General features: G+C 43.7%; 11 protein-coding genes and 1 pseudogene. 5 read left to right on the top strand and 7 right to left on the bottom strand.

The annotated features are described in order from the left end of the window. Nucleotides 1-21: 21 nt before the first annotated feature. Together RMO55_RS03015 and RMO55_RS03010 are read right to left on the bottom strand one after the other, a co-directional pair. Nucleotides 22-369, bottom strand: a complete 348-nt coding sequence (locus RMO55_RS03015; protein WP_310423287.1) for a type II toxin-antitoxin system PemK/MazF family toxin — start codon at nt 367-369, stop codon at nt 22-24. Then, nucleotides 353-601, bottom strand: a complete 249-nt coding sequence (locus RMO55_RS03010) for a hypothetical protein (RefSeq protein WP_310423285.1) — start codon at nt 599-601, stop codon at nt 353-355. Before RMO55_RS03010 ends, RMO55_RS03015 begins: the two co-directional genes overlap by 17 nt. A 167-nt stretch (nt 602-768) precedes the next feature. Here RMO55_RS03010 and RMO55_RS03005 point away from each other — a divergent pair, with 167 nt between their 5' ends. Together RMO55_RS03005 and RMO55_RS03000 are read left to right on the top strand one after the other, a co-directional pair. Continuing rightward, complete coding sequence (locus RMO55_RS03005; protein ID WP_310423283.1) at nt 769-1,212, top strand: hypothetical protein; 444 nt, start codon at nt 769-771, stop codon at nt 1,210-1,212. 14 nt (nt 1,213-1,226) lie between these two features. Next, complete coding sequence (locus RMO55_RS03000) at nt 1,227-1,754, top strand: hypothetical protein (protein ID WP_310423280.1); 528 nt, start codon at nt 1,227-1,229, stop codon at nt 1,752-1,754. Nucleotides 1,755-1,860: 106 nt separating this feature from the next. Here RMO55_RS03000 and RMO55_RS02995 read toward each other — a convergent pair whose 3' ends face one another. The 5 genes from RMO55_RS02995 to RMO55_RS02975 form a co-directional block, all read right to left on the bottom strand. Beyond that, nucleotides 1,861-2,862, bottom strand: coding sequence for a hypothetical protein (locus RMO55_RS02995; protein WP_310423276.1), 1,002 nt, complete (start codon nt 2,860-2,862; stop codon nt 1,861-1,863). Between the two features lie 21 nt (nt 2,863-2,883). Next, nucleotides 2,884-4,077: a hypothetical protein gene (locus RMO55_RS02990; RefSeq protein WP_310423274.1), complete on the bottom strand. Its 1,194-nt coding sequence runs from the start codon at nt 4,075-4,077 to the stop codon at nt 2,884-2,886. A gap of 10 nt (nt 4,078-4,087) precedes the next feature. Then, nucleotides 4,088-4,693 carry a hypothetical protein gene (locus RMO55_RS02985; protein ID WP_310423272.1) on the bottom strand — a complete coding sequence of 202 codons (606 nt, stop codon included), beginning with the start codon at nt 4,691-4,693 and terminating at the stop codon, nt 4,088-4,090. Continuing rightward, nucleotides 4,690-5,517 (bottom strand): carbon monoxide dehydrogenase maturation protein, encoded by an 828-nt coding sequence (locus RMO55_RS02980; RefSeq protein ID WP_310423269.1) that lies wholly within the window; start codon nt 5,515-5,517, stop codon nt 4,690-4,692. Before RMO55_RS02980 ends, RMO55_RS02985 begins: the two co-directional genes overlap by 4 nt. 209 nt (nt 5,518-5,726) lie before the next feature. Next, nucleotides 5,727-6,074 carry a hypothetical protein gene (locus tag RMO55_RS02975; RefSeq protein WP_310423267.1) on the bottom strand — a complete coding sequence of 116 codons (348 nt, stop codon included), beginning with the start codon at nt 6,072-6,074 and terminating at the stop codon, nt 5,727-5,729. Here RMO55_RS02975 and RMO55_RS22160 point away from each other — a divergent pair. The 3 genes and pseudogenes from RMO55_RS22160 to RMO55_RS02965 form a co-directional block, all read left to right on the top strand. Continuing rightward, nucleotides 6,042-6,286 (top strand): annotated as a pseudogene (locus RMO55_RS22160) (amine oxidase); the annotation flags it as partial. The gene RMO55_RS02975 and the pseudogene RMO55_RS22160 overlap by 33 nt on opposite strands. A 473-nt stretch (nt 6,287-6,759) precedes the next feature. Next, on the top strand, nt 6,760-7,191 hold the full coding sequence (locus RMO55_RS02970; protein ID WP_310423264.1) for a hypothetical protein: 432 nt from the start codon (nt 6,760-6,762) through the stop codon (nt 7,189-7,191). Between the two features lie 54 nt (nt 7,192-7,245). Beyond that, a partial coding sequence (locus RMO55_RS02965; RefSeq protein ID WP_310423261.1) for a general stress protein occupies nt 7,246-7,622 on the top strand: 377 nt, incomplete at its 3' end.

The following is a 7,622-nucleotide window of genomic DNA, read 5'->3' as shown; positions in this document are numbered from 1 at the left end:
GTAACCTGTCGATCTTATCTATCAAATATTGAGAACAATACCCAAAGCTTTGCTAACTTCCTCCATCGTCTCATCGGATAAAATTCCAATTTGCTTAATTAACCGTTGCTGAGAAACCGAACGTACTTGAAAAGTGTCGATAGCCGATCTCTTGCTCAAACCATTATTACTATTGGGTTCAACTTTCACCATCCATACCACTGAATCAAATACCTCATTCCAGCCTGTAATGGGTGCGATAACTTTCAGTCGCAAAGTTCCCATCTCATTGCTACTAACAATTACCGCCGGACGAGTTTTACCAATCTCATCACCAACAGTAGTATCGGCACTATATAGCCAAATTTGACCCCTAAGCATAGTTTTCATACTCATAGAAATCATCGGGAGATCGATCGCTAAATTCAGCGAGGTTACTACCCTCTGCATAGAAATCGCGCATTACTTCAGCCGCACTAGCTAAACTCAATTGTTTTGTGGGTTGGACTTCACTATCTTTGGTGATATCTGCACGCATTAATCCCAACGTAAATTCTACGATCTCTAGACGTTCAAGCGTGGGCATGAGTCGAATTGCTTCTAAAATCTGGGAGTGCGTCATTGCTTTGAGGCGTATTCAGAATTTCTCTCACTCTCATTGTATCAAGATTCGATTACCTCCGGTAGGCTATTGCTCTTGGCGTTAGCCTGCCGTAGGCACGGGCAAACGTGACCCTACCGCCAAGGTCGTTAATGATATGCTGTGTGAATAGTTGAGATCGCTGTAAAATGACCAAGCTATATTATCGAGGGATGATGGCAGATAATGGTAAACCCAAAATTGGTCGTCATGCTCGTTGTTTGGGCATTAGACCAAATATCGATATTGATGTGGATTTAGTACCGAAAGATTCCATTGATGAACGCGGTTACTTACAGCCATCTTTAAACCATGATACCGAGCGAGAAATGGTTGAGGTGGCGGTTAGAAATACCAAGGGAAGGTCTGTTTCCCTTTCCATTGATGCTCTACCGGATTTTCGCAAACCACCAGCATTTGGAGGCATTGGACGAGATCCGCTATGGCAGATCGATAGCGACAAAATCACAGGAGATTTAGAGGCTGTCCGAGACAGTGCTACCCACGTTAGCATTATGCCAAGGGTTACAATGCTATTAGCGCAATATGAAGCAGCACTGGCTAGTACTAGTGATGTCTGGGAACTAGTTTAATTAGGAGCAAACTGATGGCATGGGTTTTTAGCCTCTCGGCGGAATGTGGCACGGAGCAATCCCAGGCGGAGCGATTTGCCGAACATTTTAGATATCTAACTTGGACGATCGATAATGGGATCGAATCTCAATGTCAAGCGGATATATTTGCAGATATAGAAGGAAATTGGTGGTGTCGAGTTTGTCCGAGTGGGCTGAGTGAAATCGGGATTGACGCGCCAGAAAGTGCTTATCTAATGACTGAGTTAGGCATACTACTTTATCAGCGACTGCGCTCGGCTCCTTGTTTTCGGTACGGGATTGTCGGGGTGGAGGTTGATGAGTTTAGAACTTACAGCGAATTGATTGACGATGGGACAGTAGCTAGTCTACCTGGAATTGTGGTCGATCGGGATATTTGGCAATTGTTAGGATCTCCGCCAGCACTCCGCAATTTTGCTACGGGTTATTTCTGGAAGCCTTATGAGGGTGAAGTTTATAAGCCGCTGGTTACATCGTCTGAGTTGAAAACTAAAATGTCAGAATTGCTGATGGTGGCTTGATTTTGACTCTCGATCAACCTCGATCTAAAAGCTGAAACTATCTGGGTGACTAATTTACCAGTATCTTTTTCTACATAAATTACATAAAGAAGATTTGGAAACTAAATTAATCTAAGTAGGATAAATCAGTTGAATATTTTCTATTGTTTCGGTATTTTTTCTTCCCAGTTGATCGAGGTGTGCCAGAATATCGAACCGATCGATAAAATTGCTCCTCACCAAGTGGAGCAATTGTAGGAAATGATTTACAAAACCAATTTAGGTAAGATTTATAAGTTGAAAATACAGAATCTTTCTTGTCAGTCGATTGAGATATATCAGAATATCGTGGCGACTGATAAAATTGGTCTTGACCAAATGGAGCAATTACAGGAAAAGATTTACAGAACCAAGTTAGGTAATGCTCATAGGTTGCAAACGTGCCCGAAAAATCTCGATCGGGAATTTGCATTGATTCTCGATCTTGTTGCCTAATGTTGGCACTAGTTATTTCCTCTGTTAATCGATGCTTGCATTTCCCACAAATGGGATCGAGGTTGGATTTGTGATGATGAATCCTATTTTGTGTTCCACAATTTTGACATTTTTCAATTGGATAGATGTTCCCTTGAATTACTTGTCCTGTATATTTCCCTTCGATCTCCTCCGCCCGTTCTGAATTACGAGAAAAGTATGTGAGAGGAACTTCAAATAATTCTTCTTTCAGCTTGAATAAAACTGTGTTCGTTGCTAGGACAGCTTGCTCAAATTTGAGAAGAGCTTCTTTCGTTGGCTGTTCATCAATGTCGAACATCAGAGTATGCAAAGATTGTTGCAGCCTAATTGCCAGTCTTAGTAAATCTTTCTCTGCTTCATTTTGAGCATTTATCCTAGTTAAATCGTTAATGTGTTGCTGGTATAGATTAGCTTGCTCTTTAGCCTGCTTTTTCGCAGTATCAGCCAAATTATCATATCTCTTTTGCAAGTTTGAATACTTGGTAGAGAGTTCATTCGCAACTTCTCGATGATGTTTTGATGATTGTCGATCCTTTTCACCACCAGCATGAGCAACGTAAGCACCCGCAACTGCACCAACAGCAGCCCCAATCAGAGGAAATAGAAAAAACATATATTGACCTAATCTAATTATTTAATCTTCAGAAAAAACAAGAAAATTTTGAGAGCCATTTAATAGAGTCTCACCAACAGGGATACCACCCAAAGATCTAGCGATCTCAGCAGATTCAAGATATCTTTTTAATGCTGCTTCTACACCATTTTCAATCGGTCGGTTGGAAATCTTAGTATTAAGTGATTTGGATTCAGCCAGAAAAGCTAGGTTCTTAGTTCGTTCATCGGCTAAGAACTCCATGTTTTTGTTATGTTCATAAATTAGCTCTTCTTCAATTTTTTTAAGATGGGCTAACTCTTGTTGGGTTAACGATTCATAGTATGCTTTCGTTTTCTCTTTATGGTTATCTAGAATATTGAAAAATTCTTTCACCATTCCAGCACCACCAATCACTAATAACGCGGGAGAAATTGCAGCTAATGCCATTGCAATCGGAGGGCTAGCCGCAGCAATTGTTGTTACTGTAAAAGCTGTTACGCCACCTGCTCCACCTGCAATCGCAGTTGTTTTGAGCGTTACTTGCATTGCATCTTGGGCTGATATCTCTCCCCGCACAACTCGCAGCGCATTTCGGAGCACCGCAAACGGAAGCGTTGTCGCTGCTGCAATTACAGCCCCTTTGGGTGCAGCTTTTAAACCAGCCTTGACCGCACCAGCCAAATTTTCGATCTGTGCTGTGAAATCGAGTTGGAATTGCTCTTGTGGAGTCATGTCTCGATCGCCACGAGCGCGATTAGTCGATCGATCTTCCCATTTGATATTATCAGGATGACCAGATCCGCCTTTGCTATGGGGTTCTACATGGCTGGCATCTTTTTCAGTCAGATATTCTCTAACATTTTCAGCCGACGATTGAGCATCTACACCCGATCGATCTGATGGTGGGATTTTGTCGAGCATCTGCTGAGTTTGAGCCTCGTTTCTGCCCACACCATCGCGGATGCCACCTCTTTGTAAATGTGATAGCTTGTCTGGAGCATGAAGCTTGAGATCTTCTAATGTGGCATGATGAACGTTGAGATCGGCGATAACATTGAAAATCGAGTTACGTTGAGACTCATCAGACATAGCTTCAGAACTTAGTGTATAAAAAATAACTAAGTTGATGTATTCATTCGATCGTGCCACATCTTCATTTAGAGTTACATCCGTAAGATTACTGAAGAAACCCAAATAAAATATTCTCGGTTGTGTAGGTTGGGCAATCTTCACAGGCTCAAGCTCAGTCAGAGCTGGGAAATTTCACATTATTTCGATCGATAACCACCACCGATAACAATTCTCTAACTCGATCGTTCGTCTGTCGATCGACTCTAGGCATCACCAAACATATCCTCGTCAGTTCTGTCGCAGTCGTGTATCTAAGCTTGTCTAGATCTAGATCTGGTAACATCACCACCTTCCCTTTTTTGCCCAGCACATCAACGATCTCTGGGCTTACCTTAGCAATAATTCCCTTCCAAATCTCCCCATCAAACTCCCGACTTAGCAAGAAAGTAGCTTCGAGACTTGGGTACTTCTCTGTGGCTGCTAGCACCGTCGGCACGAGCGATTCCCACTGACGAACGGCAGGAGGTAAGATTTGCCACCAGTGGGCGGGGAGACGATCGATAAAGTCGCTGTAGGACTGAATAAAGGACTCTAAAAGCGCAGTTTCACATCCCGTCAGAATCAGGTGCTCGGTGTCAAAGATCGCGTTTTCTAGCTCCCATGCCTGTAACGAGCCGATTTCGTGAACGCTCCAGTTAGCTCCGTAACAGGATAGGACGGATTGTAACGCTCGATCGATTAACTGTGCCCCCGCTCCAGTTGAGATGAAGTGAATCAAGCTAGAAATCCTGTCTGCTCGAATGAACGCCAATTATCCGCCCGCCACTTCTCGATTTTCGTCTTGACGATCGGGTTGAGCGATCGTCCTTGCCAGCCAGTTGCTAAAATCTCATGTAGCGGCGTTCCTGCATCTACGGCTTCGAGAATGGCTGGATCTGAGAGCCAGGGCAGGATAGCAGCAGTTTTGACTGCGCCTCGATCGGCGATCGCTTTTAAGGCTGGCAATGGTGAAAATCGCTGCCAATTGGGGACGGCTGAAGTAATGCCCAAATTGAAGACGCAGACGTGGTTGAGATGGGGATACTTGTGGATAAAGTCTACCAACATTTGTTGGGAGGTAGCACTACCGAAACTAATCCACCAGTTGACAATCTTGAAAGGGGGAGCCGGAGCCGCCATCAGCGCGTCGATACTATTGGTATCGAGCCAAAATTCTAACCCATCATTGGCTGGTAATGATACAACCACATCCCGCTGGTGACGATCGATTAGTTCCAAGAATCGATCGCCTAAATAGCTCAGTTTGGCATCATGTGAAAAGACAATTTGCTCGGCTAATAAATCGCGATCGTTCTCTATGGGTGAGTTAGTTTTAAAACTGGCAGAACCACCAAAAAAATCATTGTCCGGCTGCGTCGAACTTTGACTGGGACGTGATTCCCACAGGGCAACTACGTCTTTTTGATAAGCCCTTGCCACATTATAATTACTGTCTGAATCGATCGGGGTATACGATTGACCTAGTTTCAGATATCGTTCGCACAGCAGCCGAGCGGCAGTACTTTTACCCGTTTCGACTTTTTCCCAGCCTTGCGAACGCATTCAGCTACGGATTTATTACCCGCAGCAAAAGAGCGGCGCATCAATCGCCCATCCGATGTACTCAACCATTCAAGCATCGCGCCATCCGACCCTCTCGCCGCGCTCAACTGACGTGGAAAGATGATGAATACTCCCAGTCCCAACCCGCCAATACAGCCACCTAAGCCCCAGCAGAGTGCTTGGAGTTTGAGGTAGCGACTATCCCCAGTTCATTCGATCGCTTTCTTAAACAATGCCTGAAGCTGGGTATGCTCATTACCCAATTTGGCTAGGAATTTTTGATGGTCTTTTTCTAGGTGTGCCTGTCGATGGCGATCGCGTTCTAAGCCTGCCACATCATCTGCTTGACGTGCTTCCCGCTCTTCTTGCCAAACCTCCTGGAGAGCTTGAGGGACAGCCATAGACACGTTGTTGAGATGGTGTGCGACTCGATCGATATGGGCATAGGTACCAGTGATCTCAAAAATCTCGTCATCTGTAAATACATCTCGACGATCGACTAAATCTTGGAGAACTCTGACTGGGTGAAAGGTGGCGTATATACTTATATCGAACAAATCCTAGCGCGATTTAAGGGGAAGATTTTATTGGGTGTCGAGATCGATCGAATTTTGCGAAGTGCCAATGGTGTCAAAATCATGATGTCTACAGGTGAAATTCACGAGTTCGTTCGCGCAAGCGTACCGGAGGTAATCGAGTCGTATTTGCCACGCCACCAGACCAAGTAATAGCACTACTCGCCGATCCAACGGCTGCCGAAACTAAACGGGAGCGAATTTCGTTAGCATAGATCGTAATCCATTCAAGTTATTTTCAGAAAAGCTCCTATCATCTGAGAGCTTTTTTTTGATTATTTTTATTTTTTATCTACCCCTTTTGACTGAGATTACATTGAAAAAATAAAATTAAAATCCGTCAATATGTATACAGACAGATCGGATTATTTTGATTATGTGTAGTAATCAAAATCTGTAAAATAACGAATTAAATATTAAGATAAATGCTTTCAATAGCTACCGTTCAAGAATACTTTCTCACAAGATCCTCACAATTTTGATTTAGGATAAAAGTTGATAAATTAGTATTGTAAGTTTATCAAATAGTTGTTTTAGTTACCATCTGATATCGGAGTAGTTGACTGCAAAAACTTCGATGCCAGATGGCAACTTAACAGCATAATTTGTTCTTCGATGACGAAGCTAACGACAGGTTTTGTAAACTCAGTAAATCGGCTAAAGCACTATGAGCACTGCAATCGACAACTTTACAAATCAACTGCATGACAATTTAGAAGCAGTTGAAGATCGAGCAAAATCGCTCAAACATGATATCAAATCTGCTACGAAAAAAAATCAAGCTGAGATTCAATCGAAACTTGATGAAGCTAAAGCCAGCCTAGCAGCTAAGAAAAAAGAATTCGATGATTACCGAGCCAAGCTCAAAATGCAATTTGAGGAAAAAGAAGCTGAGGTGCAATCGAGCGTCGATGAGTGGAAAGCGAGTCGTGAGGTTAAGAAACTCGAACATCGGGCGGAAAAAGCTGAGGACTATGCGGCTACATCTGTCTACTTGGCAATGGCAATGATGGAAGAAGCAGAAGAGGCAACCCTAACGGCAATTTGCAACCGGATGGATGCCGAAGCCGCTAATGGAAATTATAAAAAACACTCTTAGCAGAGATCGGGTAACTAATTTCAATATTTAATTCAAAATCGAGGATCCAAAAACATGGCATTTACACATACAATCGTCGCGCATTTTCCCTCCCATACCGAAGCCGAAACAGTGGTACGGGAGCTGCAACAACAAGGCTTCGATATGCAGAAACTATCGATTGTCGGTAAAGATTACCAAACAGCCGAACATGTGCAGGGATTTCTAAGCTGGAAAGATACCGCCAAAGCCGGAGCCGCAGGTGGTGGTTATTGGGGTAGCTTCGTTGGTGGTTTGTTTGGGATTTTAGCTGGTGCTGGCGTAATCTTTATTCCTGGTATGGCTCCGTTAGTCATTGCTGGCCCGATTACTGGCGTATTGGCGGGGTGGCTGGAAGGCATCTTGGTGGGGGGTACTGGTGCGGCGGCGATTCTCCGAGGAGAGGCTACGCC

Source organism: Chamaesiphon sp. VAR_48_metabat_135_sub (assembly GCF_031418915.1).
GTDB lineage: Bacteria > Cyanobacteriota > Cyanobacteriia > Cyanobacteriales > Chamaesiphonaceae > Chamaesiphon.
This window is presented reverse-complemented; position numbering and strand designations above follow the sequence as displayed.